Here is a 20997-nt window from a genome sequence, read left to right as displayed (position 1 = left end):
GAAAAAGCCTTGGAACGCCCAAGGCTTAAAATAGGTAAAAGGAGTAATAAAAAATATTGCGTCCTTCGTAATTGTAATAAAACCTTATAACATAAAAATCACGATAAACTTTATAATAGCTTAAAATCTAAATTTATATTAAAAATTTTTGTCTTTTTGGACCTTAAGCTAGCATTTACGCTTTAGTACTTATAATCAGCCCTAAACAATGGAGCAGAACTTATGACACTAACTTACAATGCAAAGAAAATTTATAAAAATTGGTTTGATTCAAAAAGTGAGCTTGAAGAGAGCAACGCTAGCTTTTTAGAGGATTATTTAAATTTTTTAGGCGATATTAGTGAAGTGATAAATATTGATGAAAAAACAAGACTTTCGGTTATCATCGCCTCTCTTTGCGTGAGTAAAGGTGCAAAAAGCTCATTTAAAAGCTTCGTTAGGGCTGCTTTAAATGTAGGCATATCAGCAAAAGAGATAAGAGAAATTTTATATCAAGCAGTGCCTTATGCTGGGCTTGGCAAAGTAGAAGATTGTATATTTTTAGCTGATGAAATTTTTAATGAGCGCTATATAGAGCCTGAAAATATGCCTAAAAAATCAAGAGAAGGCAGAGGTGAACGAGGCCTTGAGATACAAAGAAAACTCTTCCCAGCGGTTGATAAATTTATCGCATCAATGCCAAATGATCAAAAACATATAATGGAGTTTTTATCGCAAAACTGCTTTGGCGATTTTTATGCAAGAGATGGGCTTAGCTTAGAGCTTAGAGAGCTTTTGACATTTGTCTATATCACGACTCTTGGCTTTGCAAAACCACAGCTTTTAGGGCACATTGCTGCAAATTTTGGCATCGGCAACGATAGAGCTAAACTAATAAGCGTTGTTACGACACTTATACCATTTATAGGCTATCCAAGTGCTTTAAACGCATTATCAGCAATAAATGAGATAAGCTCTAGCAAAAATTAAATTTTTAATCAATGCAATATCTTATAAATTTCAGCCAAAATTTATTCTAGCGTTAAATTTGCGGTTGAGCTTGGTTGTAGAATAACTCAAAATAAATCATCCAAAGGAGATCATCATGAGTTTTCTATCTAAATTTAGTAAGGCAATCTTTGCCGTTGCGGTGGCTGGAGCGATTAGTGCTAGTGCATTTAGCGAGGGCGAGGACTACGTCAAGCTTGAAAAGCCACTAAGTGTGGGACAAAATACGCTAGTTAAAATTTTTAGCTATGCTTGCCCATTTTGCTACAAATACGACAAGAGCGTCACTCCAAAGGTAGTTGAGAAAATCCCTGGCCTAAAATATGAGCCATTTCACCTAAAGACAAAGGGCGATTACGGCGAGGTTGCGAGCAAGGTCTTTGCCGTGCTTATCGTTATGGACGAGGCAAAGGGAGTGAGCTTGTTTGATGAAAATTCGCTATTTAAAAAGGCTAAATTTGCCTACTACAAAGCTTATCATGACAAAAAAGAGCGCTGGAGCGATGGCAAAGACGCTGAGGGCTTTTTAAAGACTGGGCTTGATGCTGCTGGTGTTAGCAAAGCAGACTACGAAAAAGAACTGGCTAATCCAAAAGTGACTGAGCTACTTAAAAAGTGGGACGAGAGCTATGACGTGGCTAAAATTCAAGGCGTGCCAGCATTTGTCGTAAATGGCAAATATCTCATCATGACAAAATCAATCAGCTCGCTTGACGGCATGGCAGCACTCATCGAAGAGCTTCTTAAAAAATAAGGCGCCACATGAGCTTTTTTAAAAAAATGGCTAAATTTCAAGACTCACGCATCTCTTGGGCGATCTTAGTTTTTGTAAGCGTTGGGCTTGTCGTTATCGCGCACTCGCTCTTTCAAAACTACGCCTATATGCCACCTTGCGAGCAGTGCGTCTATATACGTTTTGCATTTTTATGTATGGCGCTTGGCGGCGTGATCGCTATGATAAATCCTAAAAATTTGTTCTTTGCTCTAATTGGCTACGGCTTTGCCTTTTGGGGAGCGGTGCAGGGCATAATGTATAGCGTAAAGCTAGCTAAAATCCACGATGCGGTGCATGGCGATGATCCTTTTGGTGTGCAGGGCTGCTCTACTGAGCCACACTATCCATTTGGTTTGCCGCTTGAGAAGTGGGCGCCTGACTGGTTTATGCCAACGGGAGACTGCGGATATGACAGCCCTATGGTACCTGATGGCGTGGTGCTAAGTGATTTGCAAAAGAGCATAGTTGATCTTTATGCGGACGGCTGGTATCTTGTGCCATCATCTAAATTTATGTCGATGGCTGATTGCACGCTGCTTGGATTTAGTGTTTGTTTTGTAGTGCTTGCACTTATGCTCGTTTCAAAGCTTTTATCCTTTTTAAAATGAATTTAGTTAGCCCAAATTTGGGCTAACTTAGGATATACTGCACGTATGGGTATTAATTTAAAATCACAAAATATTAAAATCTACGCCATCATCTTGCTTGCTAGCCTTTTTGTAATACTTCTTGGGCTAAATATTTATAGCAATGCAAAAGAGAAAATCATAGAGCTATCTGATAAAAATAACATAGCAGTCAGCAAAAATATCGTAAATAACTTTCAAATTTGGCTTGATGAGCGGATAAATTCACTCATTCGTGCGTCAAAATTTATACAAAATGCAGGCATCGTAGATGACGATGAAAAGATAGCTGGCTTTATAAAGCTCTTTAAACAAAACGCAAAAGAATTTGATCTAATGCAGCTTTTAAGGGATGATGGAGAAATTTTTGTAGATGGAGAGAAAATTTTAGAAGAAGTTATGCCAAAAAGTGAAAGAGCAGGGCTTATCTGGTATGTCGAGACAAAAAATACAAATGCCCCAAGCGTAAATTTCATGCAAAAACATAAAATTTTAAAAGGCTCAACTCTAAATTTATGCGTTCCAGTCACAAAACAAGCGAAATTTAAAGCAGCGCTTTGTGGCGTCGTGCGTATAGAAAATATCTTTAACAGCATTAAAAATTTTAGCCTTGCACCAAATTCTTACTCATTTTTGGTGACTCATAGCGGTGAAATTTTAACATCGATACCTGATCTTGCTTTAAAAAAAGAGATCGAGGAGAAATTTAAAGAGTTGTTTTTAAAAGACGAAGACATTACAAGCTTAAAAATAGGACAAAATTTAATCCAAGTAGCTGAGATACCAACGATAAATTGGTTCATAGGAGCTGGCACAAATAACGAAGAGGAAATTTCAGCTTTAACAAAAGAAGCTTTAAAAAATGCTCTAAGCTTGCTCTTTGCCTTCGTTGCGCTCACATTTTTGGCAAACATCCTTCATAATTTTATGTATAACAAGATAAAAAAGATACAAGATGAGTATGAGACATTGCTAACTCATAGAGCTAAAATGAGTGAGGCTGGCGAGCTAATAAGTGGTATCAATCATCAATTCATTCAGCCGGTAAATTCGCTAAAACTAATGTTAAGCTCGTGCATAATGTTAAAAAAAGAAGGTAAATTAAGCGACGAGGAGCTAATAAATTTACTTGAAAAAGGACAAAGCTCGGTCAAACTTCTTTCAAGTACTATTGAAATTTTTAGAAATTTTTACAAAAGCGCTGAAAACGTGAGCGAATTTGAGGTACAAACAAGCATTAAAAATCTAATAACCCTCATGCACACAGAGCTAAGCCGTGCAAATGTTAGTGTAAAATTTAGTGGTTTTAATGAACAAAAAGTTCGTCAGATAGAAAATATAATCCAACAAATTTTTGTTAATCCTAATACATAACGCAAAAGACTCACTTGTTGAAAGCTACAAAGATGAGCCACTAAAACGTATCATCGAGATAAAATTTAGGAGCTTTGAAGATAAATGCTACATCGGAGTTCATGACAATGGAAATGGCGTAAGCGAGCAAATGAGCGAGAAAATTTTTACTTGGCTAAATACCACCAAAAAGCAAGGAAATGGCATAGGGCTTTATTTTGCTAAAAAGCTAGCGCAAGAAAAGCTAAATGGCGACGTAAGGCTCGTAAATAACGCAAAGCCAACGGTGTTTGAACTAAGTTTTGATATAAATTTAAAGGACTAAAATGCAAGAAGTCTTAGAAATTTTAAAAAAGACGTCCGTCTTGGTAGTCGAAGATGACGATATGGCAAGAGAGCTTATTATTAGCGGGCTTAAACCTTATTGCGAGCAGGTAATTGGTGCTTGCAATGGACAAGATGGTGTGGAGAAATTTAAAAAGCAATGTTTTGATATCGTGATGAGCGATATTCACATGCCAGTGCTTAATGGCTTTGAGATGATGAATGAGATGAAACGTACAAAGCCGCACCAAAAATTTATTGTCTTTACCTCTTATGATAGCGATGAAAATTTGATAAAAAGCATGGAGGAAGGGGCGATGCTCTTTTTAAAAAAGCCTATTGATATGAAGGATCTTAGAGCAATGCTTATTAGTTTAAGTTTTGAACGAGATGAAAAGCTAGTTTATTTAAGCGATGAGGTGAGTATAAATTTAAAAAGAGAGAAAATTTATAAAAACGGCATTGAAATTTATCTTAGCTTTTTACAAAATAAGATATTTTGGCTCTTTGCTTATAATCTAAATAAGCTAGTTACTTATGAGATGATAGAAGAATTTGTCTATGAAAGCGATGTTAGCAAGGCAGCTATCCAAAATGTGATACTTCGTCTAAAACGTGAGCTTGGCGTGAAATTTAAAAATATCAGCGAGAGTGGATATATTTTAATCACAAAATCTGAATGATTTAGGATTATCGCTACCTTGTACCATAGTACAATATACAAAAGTAATTAAATATACTAAAATACCGACAAATAAAAATAAGGAATAAAGATGGCAGCAGTAGCTGGTATAGTTAAAAGCGTTTCATCTGATGTTATAGCGATAGACCAAAATGATCATGTAAGAGTTTTAGACGTAAATGATAAAGTATATATCGGAGAGGCTATAAAGGGCGAGAGCGAAAGTGCAAGCATTACAATCACTGCAAATGATGGACAAGATATATCAATAAATGGATACGATACTCTTTGGCTAGATAGTAGCGTAGTAAGCGATGATATTGGTGAGTCTAGTATAGATACTGACGCATTGTTTAAAGCACTTCTTGGCAATGATTATGTATCGATTTTAGATCATATAAATGAAAAAGTAGATGATATTCTTAGCGCAACCAATTTAGAGCAAGAAGAGCCAAATGATGAGGCTAGCGTAAATATTAGTTTTAATGAAATAGATCCAAATTTAATAAATGAGCATGGATTAAGAGAAGATGATCTTTTAGCTAAAATAAACGAACATAAAGAGAGCGATAAGCAGATAGATCCTAGCTTTGAGCATACAAATCTTAACGCAACTACGATATATATAGATATCGATAACGACTTAAATAAACTTTCATAAATTTGAGCTTTTTGCTCAAATTTCTTCTGTTTTAAAAAACTCAAATTTATCTAATATCCTCTATAATAAGCCAAAAACTTCAAAGGAAAACGATGAAAAAAATTCTAATCATCGCAGGCTCTTGTAATAGTGGCACAGCTGGGCTTCAAGCAGATATAAAAACATGTGCTAGGCTTAATTGTTATAGTGCAACAGCGGTAACTTCTTTGGTCGCTGAGACTACGGACGCTGTAAAGAGTGTAGTTTGCTTAGAGCCTAGTTTTGTCAAAGATCAGCTAAATACGCTTGCGGAAGAATTTAGCTTTGATGCGATAAAAATTGGCATGCTATTTAGTGAAGAGATCATGGAGGTGGTGCGTGAGTTTTTACTAACTCAAAACACCAAAGTAGTGCTTGATCCAGTTTGTGTCTCAAAAAGCGGACACAAGCTTATAAAAGATAGTGCGGTGGCAAAACTAAAAGAGCTAATGGGCTTAGCAACGGTAACTACTCCAAATTTAGATGAGGCAAATGTACTTTTTGGTGATGATTATAAAGATTTGCCTTGTGATGTTATCGTAAAGAAACATATCAGCGAAGATAGCAGTATAGACACACTTTATAAAAAAGATGGTTCGCTAAGAAATTTTAAAACCCCACTTGTTAATCCGCTTGTAATGAGTGGAACTGGTTGTAGCTTCTCAACTGCACTTGCTTGCTTTTTAGCAAAGGGCAAGAGCTTAGAGGAGTCTATACAACTTTCAAAAGAGTATATTTGCTCTATCATAAAAGAGAGCATAGATACAAAACTTGGTAAAAATCGCCTACTTTGGCATGGAGCGAAGTAAAATTTATCCCTCTGATCTTTGCACGGCAGCTGATTGAGTGATGATGTCGTGCAGATTTAGTTTGTCTTTTCTAAAAAAACAAAGGCAAAGTCCAAGTATGCTAAAGCCAGCAAAGGCAAAGCAAATTTGGCGCAAGATGGTGTGAAAAAAGCTTAGTTTTCTACCGGTTTTTAGGTTTATTAGATAAATTTCTTGTGCTTTGTAGCCTGGAGTTTGTGCTTTTATGCTAAAAAAAAGGCACATTATAAGTGAGATCAGGCTATTTGCACCAAAAATGGCAATTTGGTTATGCAAAAATGCCTCTTTGCCATCAAGCACAAGATATGTTGTCGCATAAAATATAGGCATACCGATGATAAAAAGATCGATGATAAATGCCTTTACTCTAGCCCAAACAGGTGCGATTTTTGCCTTTTGTTTTGCCAACTCAATTTCCTGTATTTATGTAGATACGGCTAAATTTCTCCCAGTCATATAGATAGACTAGGTTGTCACTCTCGCCGCTATCATGCGTGACGCAGAGCATAGTAGAGGCACGTGAGACCTTGCACCAGTGACTATAGAGATCAAGTTTTTTGATATCGCTTTCTAGCACGCCAAAACAGCCTATATACTTATAAATGCTAAGATCAAAAAAGCTTTTATTTTCAGTCCTTAGCAGGCGTTTTTCGCTATTTCTTTGCATTAAACTAGCTCTACGCCTTTGCCATTTACTACTTCACCGATCACGTAGCCATCGCTGCTAGCTAGGACAGTATCAACATTTTCTTTTGGCACAACTAATATCATGCCAACGCCCATGTTAAAGGTTCTCATCATCTCGCTATCTTCTACTTTTTGAGCGATGATTTTAAAAATTTCAGGTGTTTTTATAGCGCTTTTTTGTACTTTTGCACCAAGCTCAGCAGGAAAGACGCGAGGTAAGTTTTCAACTATGCCACCACCGGTGATGTGAGCCATTGCCATAATCTTATCTTTTAAACTTAAAAAGTCGCTCACGTAAATTCTAGTTGGCTCAAGAAGCACGTCGATGAGCTTTTTATCGCCTACTTTTTCATCAAATTTTAGTCCAAGCTCGCTAACTACTTTTCTTGCAAGAGAGAAGCCATTTGAGTGCAGACCGCTACTTGGAAGTGCGACTAAAACATCACCAGCTTTTACAAATTTGCTTCTATCGATCTCATCAGCCTCAGCGATACCAACGGCAAATCCAGCAAGGTCAAAATCACCCTTTTCATACATCGATGGCATCTCGGCTGTCTCACCGCCTATCAGCGCGCACTGGGCTTTTTTGCAGCCATTTGCGATGCTTTTTACTACCTCTTTGGCACTCTCTATCTCAAGCTTTGCTGTTGCGTAATAGTCGAGGAAAAAGAGTGGTGTAGCGAAGTTACAGATGAGATCATTTACGCACATTGCGACTAGATCCTCGCCCACGCCGTCAAATTTCTTAGCGTCGATAGCTAGACGAAGCTTCGTGCCAACGCCATCAGTTGCACCTAAAATAGCTGGATTTTTATATCCACTTGGTAGCCTGACTGCTCCTGAAAATGACCCAATGCTACCTATAACATTTGGTGTTTGTGTAGATTTTACGAAAGGCTTTATCGCCTCAACAAAGCTATTTCCAGCATCTATATCCACTCCAGCATCTTTATAGCTTATCATCTTTGCCCTTTTTTGTAATTTTTTAAAACTTTAGCCAAAAGTTGCTAAAATTGTCATCAATTTTCAAAAATGGAGCGAGTTTGCAGAAATTTCCAAACGCTTATGTCATTACAGGCTCTATTGCTAGCGGTAAAAGCACGGCTATAAATTTGCTAAAAGAGCGAGGCTTTAGCGTGATTGATGCGGACGTGATCGCTCATGAACAGCTTGAAATTTGTAAATGTGAGATAGCGAGAGTTTTTAAAGAGCAAATTTTAGACGAAGTTGGCAAGATCGATCGTCAAAAACTAGGTGCCATTGTCTTTAATGATCCAAAAAAATTAAAAATTTTAGAGCAAATTTTGCATCCAAAGATAAAGGAAGAAATTCTATCTCGCGCTACGAAGCTTGAGTGCTTGGGGCAGGTTTATTTTGTTGATATCCCTTTATTTTTTGAAAAAGAGGATCGCTATGCTGAGTTTAAAAATGTTGCCGTGATTTACGCACCAAAAGAGCTTTTGCTAAGCCGCCTAATGAGCCGAAACGGTCTAAAATTAGAAGAAGCAAAAGTAAGAGTGGAGCTTCAGATGGATATCGAGCAAAAGCGAAAAAAGGCAAATTTTATAATAGATAATAGTGGCGATAAAGAAAATTTAGAGCACGAACTAGAGAAATTTCTAAGGCAAATTTATGGCTGAGTTTATATAAATTCGGCAAAAAGTAGAGCAATTTTAAAGGAAAAATAATGCAAGTTTCAAAGTACAACGCTAGTGGCAATGATTTTGTCATATTTCATACATTTTTGAGCAAAGACAGAAGCGAGCTAGCAAGGCAAATTTGTAGCCGAACAAACGGCGTGGGAGCTGATGGGCTTATTGTGCTTTTGCCTTACGAAAAGGGCGTGAAATGGGAGTTTTACAATAGTGATGGAAGTTACGCTGCGATGTGTGGCAACGGCTCGCGCGCGGCTGCTAGATATGCCTATCTAAACGGCCTTGTAAGATCGAGCGAATTTGCTCTGCTAACCGGCAGTGGCGAGGTGATGGCAAGCGTTAAAAACGAGTGTGTCGAGGTTGTGCTAACAAGTCCAAAAATTTTAAGCGAGCCACTAAATGAAAATGGTAAAACTTGGTATTTTTACGATACTGGCGTGCCTCACCTTGTAAATTTCACGCAAAATTTAGATGAATTTGACGTCAAAGAGTGCAGGGCGCTTCGTCAAAAGTACAACGCAAATGTAAATTTAGCCAAATTTGATGGCGAAGTTTTAAAGGTGAGAACCTACGAAAGGGGTGTGGAGGACGAGACGCTAGCTTGCGGCACTGGCATGGCGGCTTGCTTTTACGGCGCTACTTTAAATTTAAACGCAGCGCAATGCCTAAAAGTCTATCCAAAAAGCGGCGAGGAGCTTGGTCTTAGACTAGAAAACGGCAAAATTTTATTTAGTGGAGCGGTGAAACATTGCTTTGATACGAGCATTGAAATTTAGCTTTTAGGGTGAGTTTTATACTTGCTCTTGGCTAATTTGGCTAGCAATGGTAAGCAAATTTTTCAAATTTATATTACTAAATTTGCGCTTAGCTGATGAAGTAAAATTTTATAGTGACATTAATTTAAAATTTGAATACAAAATAACTAAGTTAAAATCTCAAAAAAATTTTAATAAAAAATTGAATAGAAATTTAAAAAAAGAAGATCTCCGCCGAAGCGGAGAAAAGGTGTTATTTCAAAGCATCTTTTGCTTGTTTTGCAAGTGCCGCAAATGCCTTCGCGTCATTCATAGCTAGATCAGCTAAAATTTTTCTATCAAGTTCGATCTTAGCTTTGTTTAAGCCGTTGATAAATCTTGAATAGCTAATGTCGTTTAGTCTGCAAGCTGCGTTGATACGAACGATCCATAAACGTCTGAAATCACGTTTTTTCTGGCGTCTGTCGCGATATGCATAAACTAAACTTCTCTCTAGTTGCTCTTTAGCTTTTCTAAAGTGTTTATGTCTAGCACTGAAAAAGCCACGTGCTAGCTTTAAAACTTTCTTATGGCGTCTTCTTCTAACTACGCCTGTTTTTACTCTTGCCATATTTATCCTTTTACAAATTGGCGCTCACAAAGTGAGTCTTGCCCCTAAATTTGGGGGAGTTTGAATGACTTTTTTGTCAAAAACTTAAATCTACGCTGCTTTATACGCCGAGCATTTTGCGAACGGCTGAGACGTTTGTGCTATCCACGTAGTGTGGTCCACGAAGGTCTCTCATACGCTTACTAGGTTTTTTTGTTAAGATATGGCTTCTAAAAGCAGAGCCTCTTTTTATCTTATTTTTACCTACTTTAAAGCGCTTAGCAGCACCGCGAACGGTTTTCATCTTTGGCATGCTAATCCTTTTTGAATTTTTATACGCAATTGCGTAAGTTTTGGATTATAGCGAAAATACCTTTAGAAAATTTAAATTTCACTTAGACAAAATTTGCAATAAATTTACATTAAACTTAAAAGAATTTTAAAATTTATAATTAAATTATTAAAAATTGCATATAATCACATGAAGAAATTTTATTTCACTAAAGGAGTAAAGAATGAAAGGCAAAATTCTTGCATCAATTGTTGCTATGAGTGCGATTTTAGGCACAAGTAGCTTGGCATGCACTACCATTTTAGTAGGAGATAAAGCTTCAAACGACGGCTCCATGCTGGTTGCCAGGAGTGCAGATAGTAAGGCTGTAAAGGCACAAGTCTTTTTGATCCATCCAGCAAAGAAAAACCAAACTGGTATGCATAGCTCAAAGGCACATGACGGCGCAAATGACTTTACATATCCGCTTCCAAAAGACGGTATGAGATACACAACCATCGCAAACTCGCACACAAAGCTTCATGGAGCGGTCGGTTACAATGAGGCAGGGGTTGGGCTAAGTGGCACTGAGACTATTTACGCAAAAGACGAGCTTTTAAAGATCGACCCATATAACGAAGAGAGTGGCATCACCGAAGATGACATCCCGGACGTACTTTTGCCACGTATGAAGAGTGCAAAAGAGGGCGTTAAGCTTCTTGGTGAGATAGTCGAGACTAAGGGCGCTGGCGAGGGCTTTGGCGTGGTATTTATCGACGCAAACGAGCTTTGGTATTTTGAGACTGGTACAGGCCACAAATGGATCGCTACAAAGATCGCTCCAGATGAGTATTTCGTCACTGCAAATCAAGGCAGACTACATGCTTATAAAGAGAATGATCCAAATTTCATGGGAGCAAAAGATGTCATCAAATTTGCGATCGACAATAAGACTTATGACCCTGCAAAAGATGGCGAATTTAACTTCACAAAGGCCTATACAAGAGACGATGAGAGGGATGTGACCTACAACTATCCACGCGTTTGCTGGGTGCAAAGCATGTTTAACCCAAGCTTAAAACAAGACTTCGCCGATGGTCAGAAATTCCCAGTATTTTTAAAACCAGAGAAAAAACTAAGTGTTGAAGACCTAAAAGCTGCGATGAGAGCCCACTACAACGGCACTGCGTTTGATAACTACGCTAGCAAAGATGAAGATAAGAAAAACGTCTACCGCGCCATAAGTGTCTTTAGAACGTACGAGTCTCACGTCATGCAGGTGCGCCCTTGGCTACCAAAAGAAATCGGTCGTGTGACCTACGTAGCTCTTGGCATGGCTGATCTTAGCGTTTATTTGCCGTATTACGAGGGGCTTGATGGCTTTATAAAAGGCTACTCAGATGGCTCTTATGACGCTGATGACACCTCAATATACTGGGTTTATAGAAAGCTTCAAACCCTTGTGATGACTGACTATGAGAAGTATTCGCCAGTGGTAAAAGAGGCCTACGCTAAATTTGAAAAAGAGTTGGCGGTAAAACAGGCTAAATTTGAAGATGAGTACATGAAGCTTTACAAAAAAGATAAGAAAAAAGCGGACAAACTCTTAAATGAATTTAGCCAAAAGACTATGCAAGAGGCTAAAGATCTAACTCAGCAGCTTACAAATAAGGTCTTTACTATGCTTACAGCTGATATGGATGCTAAGCTAAAATCCCTAAATAAAGGCAAAAAAGACTAAAAATTTTTGGGCGTGAAATTTAGTAGCGCCCAAAATTTAAACAAAAATTTGGCAAAGAGCGTTTATAATGCGACAAAAATTCACTACAAAGGAAAAACGCTGATGCCTTGTCCCATGCGTAAAGCTCATTAATCTCGGCAAAAAACATATCAGCGATTTTCAAAAAACACGCAAATTTTTAAACGATTTTACATTTTTTCACATTGAAACAAATCCATTTTTGCTAGCAGGTCCGTTGCATTGTAACTGCATCTTTAATAGCAAAGCTAAGCAGTGTTTAAAATTTGGCAAGGATCTTTTTAGCAGGGTTTTTTATAAATTTTACTTTAGTTTAAGAAGAAGCGGGTGTCATCCGCCTCGTTTTGGGTGACCCAGACTTGTGCGCAGCGCAACAACATTGAACGTGCTGGGGGTTTGGGTCGCAGGGATAAGGGGGCGGTTTCGTAATTCTAGCCCCCTTGTACCTGCATAAAAATATTCAAGGTTGCTGTGTTTTGCACAGATTTAATTTAAAATAGAAATTTAAAAAGGATAGAAATGATAAAAAGTTATGTTTTAGGTTTTCCAAGAATTGGAGAGAAAAGAGAGTTAAAGCGCGCGTTAGAGGGCTTTTGGGCTGGCAAAGAGGGCTTTAGTGAAGAGAATTTACAAGAGACTGCAAAGACGCTTCGCCAAAGACACTGGAAATATCAACAAGACGCTGACATTTCGGCTATTAGCGTTAATGATTTTTCATTTTACGACCTAATGCTTGATAACATCATCGCTTTTGGCGCTACGCCTCCAAGATTTGCAAATTTAAGCGGCTTGGAGCAATATTTTGCTTGCTCAAGAGGCAACAAAAATGGCGTTGCGATGGAGATGACAAAGTGGTTTAACACAAACTACCACTACATCGTGCCAGAGCTTAGCAGCGAGAGCAAATTTAGCCTAAAAGCAGACAAAATTTTAAATGAGTACAAAGAGGCAAAGGCTAACGGAGTAAAAGGCAAGGTAAATTTGATCGGCCCTATCACATTCTTGGCCCTTTCAAAGACGACTGACGGCAGCTGCCCATTTAAGCACCTTGACGCGCTTGTAGGTGAGTACAAAAAGCTACTTGAGCAAATTTCTAAGCTTGATGATGAAATTTTAGTGCAGTTTGACGAGCCAATCTTTGTAACTGACAAAAATGAAAGCGACCTTTTGCCACTTATAACTAAGGTTTATAACGAGCTAACAGGCGTTGCAAACAACATCAAGATCGTGTTTGCGACATATTTTGAGCATGCGATCAAGGCAGTTAGCGAAGTGGCTAAAACTAAAATTTACGGCATCGCACTTGACTTCATCCACGGCAAGAGAAATTTCGAGGCACTTGAGACTATCAAAAATAGCCATTTGGCGCTATTTGCTGGCGTGATCGATGGTAGAAACATCTGGAAAAGTAACATCGATGAGAAGGTAAAACTTGTAGGTGAAATTTCAGAAAAAATAGGCGGCAAAGACTTTTACATCGGCACTTCATGCTCGCTTCTTCACGTGCCATACACTCTAAAATATGAAGAGAATTTAAACCCAGAGATCAAAAGCTGGCTAAGCTTTGCGGTTGAGAAGCTTGATGAGATCAAGATCATCACAAAACTAGCAAACGGCGAGAAGCTTGATGAGAGCGAAACAAAAATTTATGAAGAGAACAAAAATGCTGTTAAAACTCGCGCTACTTCAAAGCTCATCCACTCTGAAAGCGTCCAAAAACGCATCAAAAATTTAAGCAAATTTGAGCGTGACGAGAAATTTGAAGACCGCATCAAAATTCAACGCGAAACACTAAAATACGGTATCTTGCCGACAACAACGATAGGTAGCTTCCCTCAAACGGTTGATCTTCGCGTACTTCGCCAAAATTTCAAAAAAGGCGAGATCGATGCGGCCGCTTATGAAGCAGGCATCAAAAAATACATCGATCACTGCGTGAAATTCCAAGAGGACATCGGCCTAGACGTGCTAGTACACGGCGAGCCAGAGAGAAACGACATGGTTGAGTACTTTGGTGAGCAGATCAGCGGATATGCATTTAGTCAAAATGGCTGGGTACAAAGCTACGGCAGCCGCTGCGTCAAACCACCACTTCTCTTTGGTGACGTAAGCCGCCCAGAGCCGATGACTGTTAAGTGGATGAAATATGCTCAAAGCATCACAAAACACGTAATGAAGGGCATGCTAACAGGTCCTGTGACTATGCTAAACTGGAGCTTTGTGCGTGACGATCTTCCAAGAAGCGAAGTAGCAAAACAGCTCGCACTTTGTATCTACGACGAGATCGCAGACCTTCAAAATGCAGGCATCAGAGTGATCCAAGTCGATGAGGCAGCGTTTAAAGAGGGCTATCCGCTAAGAGCTGAAAATATCCCAGCTTATGAGAAATTTGCGGTTGATTGCTTCAAGCTTTCAGTAAGCTCGGCTGAGGCAAAAACTCAGATCCACACGCATATGTGCTACTCTGAATTTAACGATATTATTAAGACCATCGAGGCTATGGATGCTGATGTCATCAGTATCGAGACAGCAAGAAGTGGCAACGAGCTACTTAAAATTTTCAAAGCCGTTGGCTACAAACAAGAGGTCGGACCTGGCGTTTACGACATCCACAGCCCACGTGTGCCAAGTGTCGAGGAGATCGTCGCTCAGATCAAAGCTCTGCTTGAAGTCTTGCCAAAAGAGCAACTCTGGATCAACCCAGATTGTGGCCTAAAAACTAGAAAATGGGAAGAGGTTGAGCCAAGCCTTAAAAACATGGTAGAAGCTGTCAAGATCGTAAGAGCTCTATAATCCAAATTTAGCGTCTAGCAAGCCTAGGCGCTAAACTCCGTTTAAATTTCAAAAAAAGTTAGAAAATGTTAAAAGATAAGATCATAAACAATGAAAGTGGCATAGTGCTTTATGGCCTAACGCCGCCAAAGGCTGAATTTGACGAGACGAAGCTTAAAGAGATCGCTGCAAAATGGGACAAGAGGATCACAGATGTGCAGGCTGATGGCTTGGTGCTTTACGAGATCCAAGATGAAAGTAGCCGTATAAAAAGCGAGCGAACCTTTGAATTTAGTGATACATTAAGCCCTGAAATTTATTACTCAAAGTATCTAAATTTAAAGACACCAAGCATCTTTTATAGAGTCGCGAACAAATATAATGAGAGTGAATTTAGAGCAAATTTAGCCAAAAGTAGTAGCGATATAAATGTTTTTGTTGGCGTTGCTTCTGGCAAGGTAGAGCCTAAAATGAGCTTAGAGCGTGCTTATGAGATCGCTAGAGATGAGTTTAAAGAGCTTGTAGTGGGCGGTGTTTGCATAGCTGAGAGGCATGCTAAAAAAGGCGATGAAGAGCAAAGGATGAGCCAAAAGGCCAAAATGGGGGCGAAATTTTTTATCTCGCAGGCAGTTTTTGATATAAATTTGGCTAAAAATTTACTAGAAAGCGTGGCAAAAAGCGGGTTAAATTTGCCTATTATTTTGACATTTACGACTTGTGGCACGCCAAAAACGTTAGAGTTTATCAAGTGGCTTGGCATAAACGTTGATGAAAAGAGCGAAAAAAGGATGCTTCAGAGTAATAATTTTTTAGCCACGGCATCGCAAATTTGCCTTGAAAATTTTGCAGAGCTTTATGAATTTGCTAAAAAGCTTGGTATAAATGTCGGTGTCAATGTTGAAAGTGTAATGGCAAAAAGAGCTGAGATAGAAGCGAGCCTAGAGCTAACACATAAGATTAGAGAGGTGTTTTGATCTATTAAGAGCTGTTAAAGTTTAACTGGCTTAAAGTCCTGCTATATCTTATATCCAGTGTCTTGCATGTTTTAGATAGATAGTAGAAATTTTTGCTCTTATCTCTCACGAGTGATCTTATGTGTTCTTGTTTTTGTGTTGATCTAGAACCTCTAGTGTATTAATTCTCTTAAAAATACTAGGGCGTTTTTGCTGCGCAAAAACATAATGAGGGAGATATTTTGACTATTTCTTATAAATTTAACTAGTTAGAGGTTTAATTTTCCATATCTATTATTGCTCTCAAAGACGCCGATAATCTCGTTGACGCTTTTTGGCTAGACCATCTAAATCCTAGTAGTAAAGCGATCTATTTTAGGATGACATTTTGCTCAAGGTTGCTTGAAAACAGCAAGATATTCTTTACCAGTCAGCTAGTCCACCAACCGGTTTTTGTATTATTCTTATCAGCCTTTTGTTTTTAAAATTCCTCTTCTTTTGTAGATTTATATTCATCTTTGAATATTTTTTCTTAGCATCAATCTTTTGCTCTAGCATACTCTTCTCATAAATTTTATATGTTGGCTTTTAGCATTCAAGGTAATTTCTAAAGTTAGCGCTATGTCCTGCATTATATAGAGACAGCTTACACATTTTAGCTCTTTATCACTGCCAAGAAGTTTTTTGTAGTGAGCATGCATTTTTTGAGATTGTGCTGAAGTGTTGTTGCTATCTATTACATTTATATGGCAGCTAGTGTAGCCATTATCAAATACTAAATACTCGTGGTTTTTTGAGATTCTTGTACCAATCAATCGCATCAGGATCACCAAAGAAATGTACCCAGCCCTCTAAAATACCATTTTTTGCCTTATTTAGAGTGTATTTTGCAATATTGTCATGTGGTATGTTGTAGGTTTGCCAAATTCATCTTTGCTGGCTTTACGTCACCATTATATTTTTTGATAGTTTTCATCTTTACCGATAACTGCGAAGCAAGCGTTAGCTAATTCTAAATTTATCCATTACATTTACTGCTTATAAATAAATTTAATTACTAAAGAATTAAGCTAAATAAAATAGAAAATAAAATATAATCCCAAATCTTTGGTCCCGTAGCTCAGTTGGTAGAGCACTACCTTGACATGGTAGTGGTCGATGGTTCGAGTCCATTCGGGGCCACCACTTCTAACAAAACATCCCAAAAAAGAGATTTAAAAATTAATTATTAGTAAATTTTATAAAGATGCGGTAAAGACTTATTTTAAATAATCTTTCACATCATACTCTTTGCCAGCATCATGATCTTTCAAAAGTCTTGCCACGACCGGACTTAGAAGAATTATCGCGATTAAATTCGGTACAACCATTAAGCCATTGAACATATCTGCCAAACTCCAGACAAAATCCACCTTTTGCAAGCTCCCTAGGAAGACAAAAACGACTACTAAAATTTGAAAAGCTCTGACCGCTTTTGCCCCTAAAAGGTAGCGTACGTTGATCTCAGCAAAGTAGTACCATCCAAGTATCGTCGTAAACGCAAAGAAAAATAGGCAAATCGCCACAAAGCCATATCCGCCTGCTTTACCAAAGATGTGTGAAGAGAAGGCTTCTTGTACCAAGGTGATGCCAGTAAAGACCGCCTTGCCGTTTTCAAAGCTGACGACATTTGCAGTAAGCACTACAAAAACGGTGATATTTAGGACGATAAATGTATCTACAAAAACGCTCATTATACCAAGTACGGCTTGATCGACCGGGTGTTTGACGTTTGCAGCAGCGTGTGCGTGCGGAGTTGAGCCCATGCCAGCCTCGTTACTAAAAAGACCCCTTGCGATGCCGTATCTCATGGCAGCTGCTATGCTGGCTCCAGTCGCTCCACCCCAAGCTGCTGAAGGATCAAATGCGGCTCTAAAAATAAGCGAGACCGCTTCTGGGATTTGCTGGAAATTTAAAAATATAATAGCTAACCCCACTCCTACGTAAAGTAGAGCCATGATAGGCACGATCTTTTCAGCTACTCTTGCGATCGCTTTTACGCCACCTATGAAGATGATTGCACAAACTATCGCCAAAAAGGCTCCAGTTAGCCACTGCGGTATACCAAAAGCGCCGTTAAAGCCGTCAGATATGGAGTTTGCTTGAACCATGTTGCCGATAAAGCCAAGTGCGATGATGATAGCGATAGCGAAAAATCCAGCTAAAAATTTCGCCCATTTTCCCTTTAAACCGCGGCTTATATAAAATGCAGGACCGCCTATTGTGTGGCCGCTGTCATCTTTAGTGCGATAAATTTGAGCGAGGCAAATTTCAGCAAAATTTGTAGCCATGCCCAAAAAGGCCGCGCACCACATCCAAAATATGGCTCCAGGACCGCCCATGATAAGAGCTGTCGTCGCACCTACTAGATTGCCAGTGCCAACTTGTGCGGCGATTGCGGTTGCAACTGCTTGAAACTGGCTCATACCAGCCTTGCCAGCAGCTTCGCCATGAAGTGAGAAATTCCCAAAAAGCTCTCTTAGTCCCATTTTAAACTTAAAAATTTGAACAAACCCAAGCCTAATAGTAAAAAATAGTCCAGTGCCGCAAAGTAGGGTAATAAGGAAGTATGGACCCCAAAGAAATGAATTTATACTCTCAACACAATTATTTAAAATTTCAGCAAAATTTGTAGGCATTTTCTTGACTTTCATTGGTGTAGTTTAGAGAGCGAGTATATTTAAAAAAATATAAAATTAGAATAAATAAGAAAAATTTTTTAGCTTAGCTTAAAATTTCGTGCTAGTTTTGGCTTATTCATGGTAAGCGTGTTTTAGATGGCTTTTGTGAGAAATTCGCAATCTTTATTGCGCGGATATAACTTGGTAAAACGTATTTGGCTATTGGTTTTGCTAAAAATTTTATCAAAGGCGTTTAAAAGGCTTTGACGCTAAATTTTACTTCATTGTTATTTGCTGATTTGCCATATTTTGTCCGCTGTTTGACTTGCTGGTAGCCAAACTTTGCGTCAAATTTTTCTTGCCGATTGCTGCCTAAAGTTGTTTAAAAATTTCTGGAAACTCGCTTACTCTGCCGTAAGCCGTCGTTAATCTACCCCAAGGCAGGTATTCTATCTTTAAATTTGCGATGTACGCTAAATTTTGCTAGTTCATCTACGTTTCTTTTAAAATTTACTCCATAAATCTGACAGAGTAAAGCCTAATATTTAACCCTTGAATTTTATTTTCTCTAGCCACTCATTTAGCGTTTTTTCAAAGCCTATGCCCTTGCTTTTGTAAAAAACGAGCGGTTTTTCTAGGTATTTTTGCTCGACCCAGCCGCCAAAATCATGCGGATAAAGGTAGTCTTTGCTCTCTTTTGTGTGATTTTTTAGATATGGCGGGATCTTTAAAATTTCTTCGCTTTGCACGTATCTTAGGGCGGCATTTATCGCGTTGTAGCTGGAGTTTGACTTTGGCGAGCTGGCTAGATAGACGGCGCACTGAGCCAGTATGATCCTAGCCTCTGGAAAGCCTATCTCTTTTACGACGCTAAGCGTGCTTGCGGCTAAATTTAGCGCATTTGGGTTTGCGTTGCCGATGTCTTCGCTGGCAAATATCGCCATCCTTCTAGCGATGAAGTCCGCACTCTCGCCAGAGTCTATGAGCCTTGCGAGATAGTAGATTACGGCGTTTTCGTCGCTTCCGCGCAGACTTTTTATAAAAGCACTTGCTAGCTCGTAGTGCGTGTCGTCCTCTTTTGCCCCCTCTTTTAGGGCGTTTTGGCGAAGTGTTTTTAAATTTTCTATGCTCACATTTTCATCAAGCGTGATGGCAAATTCTAGTAAATTTAGCATAGCTCTTGCGTCACCGCCGCTACTTTTAAAAAGATACTCCTTCGCCTCCTCGTCAATGCTAAATGAAATTTGCTCTCTGATCTTGCTAAGCAGCTCCTCAAAATCGCCACTGCTAAGCGGTCTAAACTCAAAGAGCATTGAGCGACTTCTGATGCCTGAGCTTAGCGTGAAAAAGGGATTTTCCGTACTAGCGCCGATAACTAGGGCTTTGTAGTTTTCCATGGGGATGAGCAGTGCTTCTTGTTGGGTTTTGCTTAGGCGGTGGATCTCATCTATAAAAAAGAGCGGTTTATTTAGAGCGTTTTCATAGTTTTTTAAAATTTTGCGAAAGTCATCTATCTTTAAATTTCCGCCATCAAACTCATAAAAGTCGTAGTTTGCCCCACTCGCCACAGCCCTTGCAAAGCTCGTCTTGCCACAGCCTGCTGGACCATAAAAGATGGAGTGTGGGATTTTGCTAGAGGCTATAAATTTTAAAAATGCCGCTTTAACCGCCTTTTGTCCGCAAATTTCATCCAAGCTTTTTGGTCTAAACATCAGTGCAAGTGAGCTCAAATTTACTCCTTTACTTTGCTGGTTTTGGCAAAATTTTAGCCTTAGCGCTAAGGCTCTCTATCTTTAGCTCGTAAATTTTCATGATCTTTAGCCCATACTCGGCCGCCACGTCAAAGGTGCTCATCGCATAGGATGTGTACTTTAGGCTGAGAATTTTTAAAATTTCATATTTTTTAGCTTCGTCTGTGATCTCACAAACTTTAGTTTTTGCGATGGCACTTTTGTACTCAGTCGTAAAAACCTTGCCTCCAAGTACCTTGCCATCGCCTTTTATCGCATCTAGCTCGCTTTCGCTTAGATGCGGGACTTTGTTAAAACTAACGCAGACAAACTCCACTTTTCGTCCATCTTGAAGTAGTTTTGCCTTACAGCCAGCGGTAGCTCCGTGTATAAAAATGCTTTCACCAACTCTAACAGGCGAGATCGGTACGCTAAAAATTTCTCCCTCATCATCCACGCATGAAATTACTGCATATTCGCATTCATCTATGATTTTTAGGCCATCTTCGCGGCTTAGCTCTCTATCTTTTCGTCTCATTTTTTATCCTTTTTTTGAAAGAGCATTTTAAAATTTAAGTGCTTAAAGGCTAGTATAACGCAAAAATTTCAAGGAAAAACATGAAAAAAATAGCTATTTTTGCCATTTTACTTGGCGTAAATTTAGTCCATGCAAACGATGTTTGCAATGAATATATCAAGCAAAGTAGGCTCTATCTTGACGAGCTTTATGCCAAAGAGAGCAAGCGACTTGCAAATGATGAAAAGGCGTTAAGGCTTTTTGAGCTTAAATTTGATGAGTTTAAACAAAGACAAAGCGGCCAAGAAGCCATAATTTTGCAAAACAAAGATGAGAAATTTTGCAAAAGAAAGCTTGAAGAGACAAACAAACTTTTAAATGATCTAAAAAAATAGA

The 20997-nt window shown here is 38.7% G+C and carries 22 protein-coding genes, 1 tRNA gene and 1 pseudogene; 14 read left to right on the top strand and 10 right to left on the bottom strand.

The genetic code is table 11. The annotated features are described in order from the left end of the window. Positions 1–222: 222 nt before the first annotated feature. The 7 genes and pseudogenes from CVT05_RS08255 (at position 223) to CVT05_RS08225 (ending at position 6235) form a co-directional block, all read left to right on the top strand. On the top strand, positions 223–969 hold the full coding sequence (locus CVT05_RS08255; RefSeq protein ID WP_107698445.1) for a carboxymuconolactone decarboxylase family protein: 747 nt from the start codon (positions 223–225) through the stop codon (positions 967–969). A gap of 115 nt (positions 970–1084) precedes the next feature. After that, complete coding sequence (locus CVT05_RS08250) at positions 1085–1741, top strand: thiol:disulfide interchange protein DsbA/DsbL (protein ID WP_103597744.1); 657 nt, start codon at positions 1085–1087, stop codon at positions 1739–1741. A gap of 8 nt (positions 1742–1749) precedes the next feature. Further along, the gene (gene dsbI, locus CVT05_RS08245) at positions 1750–2370 is read left to right on the top strand and encodes a protein-disulfide oxidoreductase DsbI (protein ID WP_107698444.1); all 621 of its coding nucleotides are present in this window, start codon (positions 1750–1752) and stop codon (positions 2368–2370) included. Positions 2371–2415: 45 nt separating this feature from the next. After that, positions 2416–4066: pseudogene (locus CVT05_RS08240) on the top strand (ATP-binding protein). 1 nt (position 4067) lies between these two features. Next, a complete protein-coding gene (locus CVT05_RS08235; RefSeq protein WP_107698443.1) occupies positions 4068–4748 on the top strand; it encodes a response regulator transcription factor in 681 nt (226 codons plus the stop codon). A 90-nt stretch (positions 4749–4838) separates the two neighbouring features. Beyond that, on the top strand, positions 4839–5408 hold the full coding sequence (locus CVT05_RS08230; RefSeq protein WP_107698442.1) for a hypothetical protein: 570 nt from the start codon (positions 4839–4841) through the stop codon (positions 5406–5408). A 92-nt stretch (positions 5409–5500) separates the two neighbouring features. Continuing rightward, entirely contained in the window at positions 5501–6235 is a 735-nt protein-coding gene (locus CVT05_RS08225) for a hydroxymethylpyrimidine/phosphomethylpyrimidine kinase (RefSeq protein WP_107698441.1), read from the top strand. A gap of 3 nt (positions 6236–6238) precedes the next feature. Here the strand turns inward: CVT05_RS08225 and CVT05_RS08220 are convergent, their stop codons facing one another. The 3 genes from CVT05_RS08220 to purM are packed head-to-tail and all read right to left on the bottom strand — an operon-like array spanning position 6239 to position 7903. Next, positions 6239–6661 carry an RDD family protein gene (locus tag CVT05_RS08220; RefSeq protein ID WP_107698440.1) on the bottom strand — a complete coding sequence of 141 codons (423 nt, stop codon included), beginning with the start codon at positions 6659–6661 and terminating at the stop codon, positions 6239–6241. A 1-nt stretch (position 6662) separates the two neighbouring features. After that, positions 6663–6920, bottom strand: a complete 258-nt coding sequence (locus CVT05_RS08215) for a hypothetical protein (protein ID WP_107698439.1) — start codon at positions 6918–6920, stop codon at positions 6663–6665. Further along, positions 6920–7903, bottom strand: a complete 984-nt coding sequence (purM, locus tag CVT05_RS08210) for a phosphoribosylformylglycinamidine cyclo-ligase (protein ID WP_107698438.1) — start codon at positions 7901–7903, stop codon at positions 6920–6922. The genes CVT05_RS08215 and purM overlap by 1 nt, the downstream gene beginning before the upstream one ends. Positions 7904–7983: 80 nt before the next feature. On the opposite strand from purM, the gene coaE reads away from it, so the two are divergent. After that, positions 7984–8580 carry a dephospho-CoA kinase gene (gene coaE / locus CVT05_RS08205; RefSeq protein WP_107698437.1) on the top strand — a complete coding sequence of 199 codons (597 nt, stop codon included), beginning with the start codon at positions 7984–7986 and terminating at the stop codon, positions 8578–8580. Between the two features lie 47 nt (positions 8581–8627). After that, positions 8628–9371, top strand: a complete 744-nt coding sequence (gene dapF, locus CVT05_RS08200; protein WP_107698436.1) for a diaminopimelate epimerase — start codon at positions 8628–8630, stop codon at positions 9369–9371. Between the two features lie 232 nt (positions 9372–9603). On the opposite strand, the gene rplT is transcribed toward dapF, so the two are convergent. Both rplT and rpmI read right to left on the bottom strand, forming a co-directional pair. Further along, on the bottom strand, positions 9604–9960 hold the full coding sequence (gene rplT, locus CVT05_RS08195; RefSeq protein ID WP_004317321.1) for a 50S ribosomal protein L20: 357 nt from the start codon (positions 9958–9960) through the stop codon (positions 9604–9606). Between the two features lie 100 nt (positions 9961–10060). Continuing rightward, positions 10061–10252: a 50S ribosomal protein L35 gene (gene rpmI, locus CVT05_RS08190; RefSeq protein WP_054195943.1), complete on the bottom strand. Its 192-nt coding sequence runs from the start codon at positions 10250–10252 to the stop codon at positions 10061–10063. A gap of 202 nt (positions 10253–10454) precedes the next feature. Here rpmI and CVT05_RS08185 point away from each other — a divergent pair, with 202 nt between their 5' ends. From CVT05_RS08185 to CVT05_RS08170, 3 genes are all read left to right on the top strand, one after another. After that, the gene (locus tag CVT05_RS08185) at positions 10455–11951 is read left to right on the top strand and encodes a C69 family dipeptidase (protein WP_107698435.1); all 1497 of its coding nucleotides are present in this window, start codon (positions 10455–10457) and stop codon (positions 11949–11951) included. Positions 11952–12488: 537 nt separating this feature from the next. After that, complete coding sequence (metE, locus tag CVT05_RS08175) at positions 12489–14762, top strand: 5-methyltetrahydropteroyltriglutamate--homocysteine S-methyltransferase (RefSeq protein WP_107698434.1); 2274 nt, start codon at positions 12489–12491, stop codon at positions 14760–14762. A 65-nt stretch (positions 14763–14827) separates the two neighbouring features. Further along, positions 14828–15715, top strand: a complete 888-nt coding sequence (locus CVT05_RS08170; RefSeq protein WP_107698433.1) for a DNA-binding protein — start codon at positions 14828–14830, stop codon at positions 15713–15715. 402 nt (positions 15716–16117) lie between these two features. Here the strand turns inward: CVT05_RS08170 and CVT05_RS09655 are convergent, their stop codons facing one another. Together CVT05_RS09655 and CVT05_RS09650 are read right to left on the bottom strand one after the other, a co-directional pair. Further along, on the bottom strand, positions 16118–16252 hold the full coding sequence (locus CVT05_RS09655) for a hypothetical protein (RefSeq protein WP_320205012.1): 135 nt from the start codon (positions 16250–16252) through the stop codon (positions 16118–16120). After that, positions 16246–16515 (bottom strand): hypothetical protein, encoded by a 270-nt coding sequence (locus CVT05_RS09650; RefSeq protein WP_320205011.1) that lies wholly within the window; start codon positions 16513–16515, stop codon positions 16246–16248. The genes CVT05_RS09655 and CVT05_RS09650 overlap by 7 nt, the downstream gene beginning before the upstream one ends. 288 nt (positions 16516–16803) lie before the next feature. On the opposite strand from CVT05_RS09650, the gene CVT05_RS08160 reads away from it, so the two are divergent. Then, positions 16804–16879 (top strand) — tRNA-Val (locus CVT05_RS08160). A 74-nt stretch (positions 16880–16953) separates the two neighbouring features. Here the strand turns inward: CVT05_RS08160 and CVT05_RS08155 are convergent. The 3 genes from CVT05_RS08155 to CVT05_RS08145 all read right to left on the bottom strand — a co-directional run bounded on the left by CVT05_RS08155 (position 16954) and on the right by CVT05_RS08145 (position 20622). Further along, a complete protein-coding gene (locus CVT05_RS08155; RefSeq protein ID WP_107698432.1) occupies positions 16954–18372 on the bottom strand; it encodes an alanine/glycine:cation symporter family protein in 1419 nt (472 codons plus the stop codon). A 527-nt stretch (positions 18373–18899) separates the two neighbouring features. Then, the gene (locus tag CVT05_RS08150) at positions 18900–20066 is read right to left on the bottom strand and encodes a replication-associated recombination protein A (RefSeq protein WP_234400588.1); all 1167 of its coding nucleotides are present in this window, start codon (positions 20064–20066) and stop codon (positions 18900–18902) included. Between the two features lie 28 nt (positions 20067–20094). Continuing rightward, on the bottom strand, positions 20095–20622 hold the full coding sequence (locus CVT05_RS08145) for a pyridoxamine 5'-phosphate oxidase family protein (RefSeq protein ID WP_103560213.1): 528 nt from the start codon (positions 20620–20622) through the stop codon (positions 20095–20097). Between the two features lie 80 nt (positions 20623–20702). Here CVT05_RS08145 and CVT05_RS08140 point away from each other — a divergent pair, with 80 nt between their 5' ends. Further along, the gene (locus CVT05_RS08140) at positions 20703–20996 is read left to right on the top strand and encodes a hypothetical protein (RefSeq protein ID WP_084109745.1); all 294 of its coding nucleotides are present in this window, start codon (positions 20703–20705) and stop codon (positions 20994–20996) included. Position 20997 lies beyond the last annotated feature (1 nt).

It is taken from the genome of Campylobacter concisus (assembly GCF_003049705.1).
Classification (GTDB): Bacteria; Campylobacterota; Campylobacteria; order Campylobacterales; family Campylobacteraceae; genus Campylobacter_A; species Campylobacter_A concisus_AR.
This window is presented reverse-complemented; position numbering and strand designations above follow the sequence as displayed.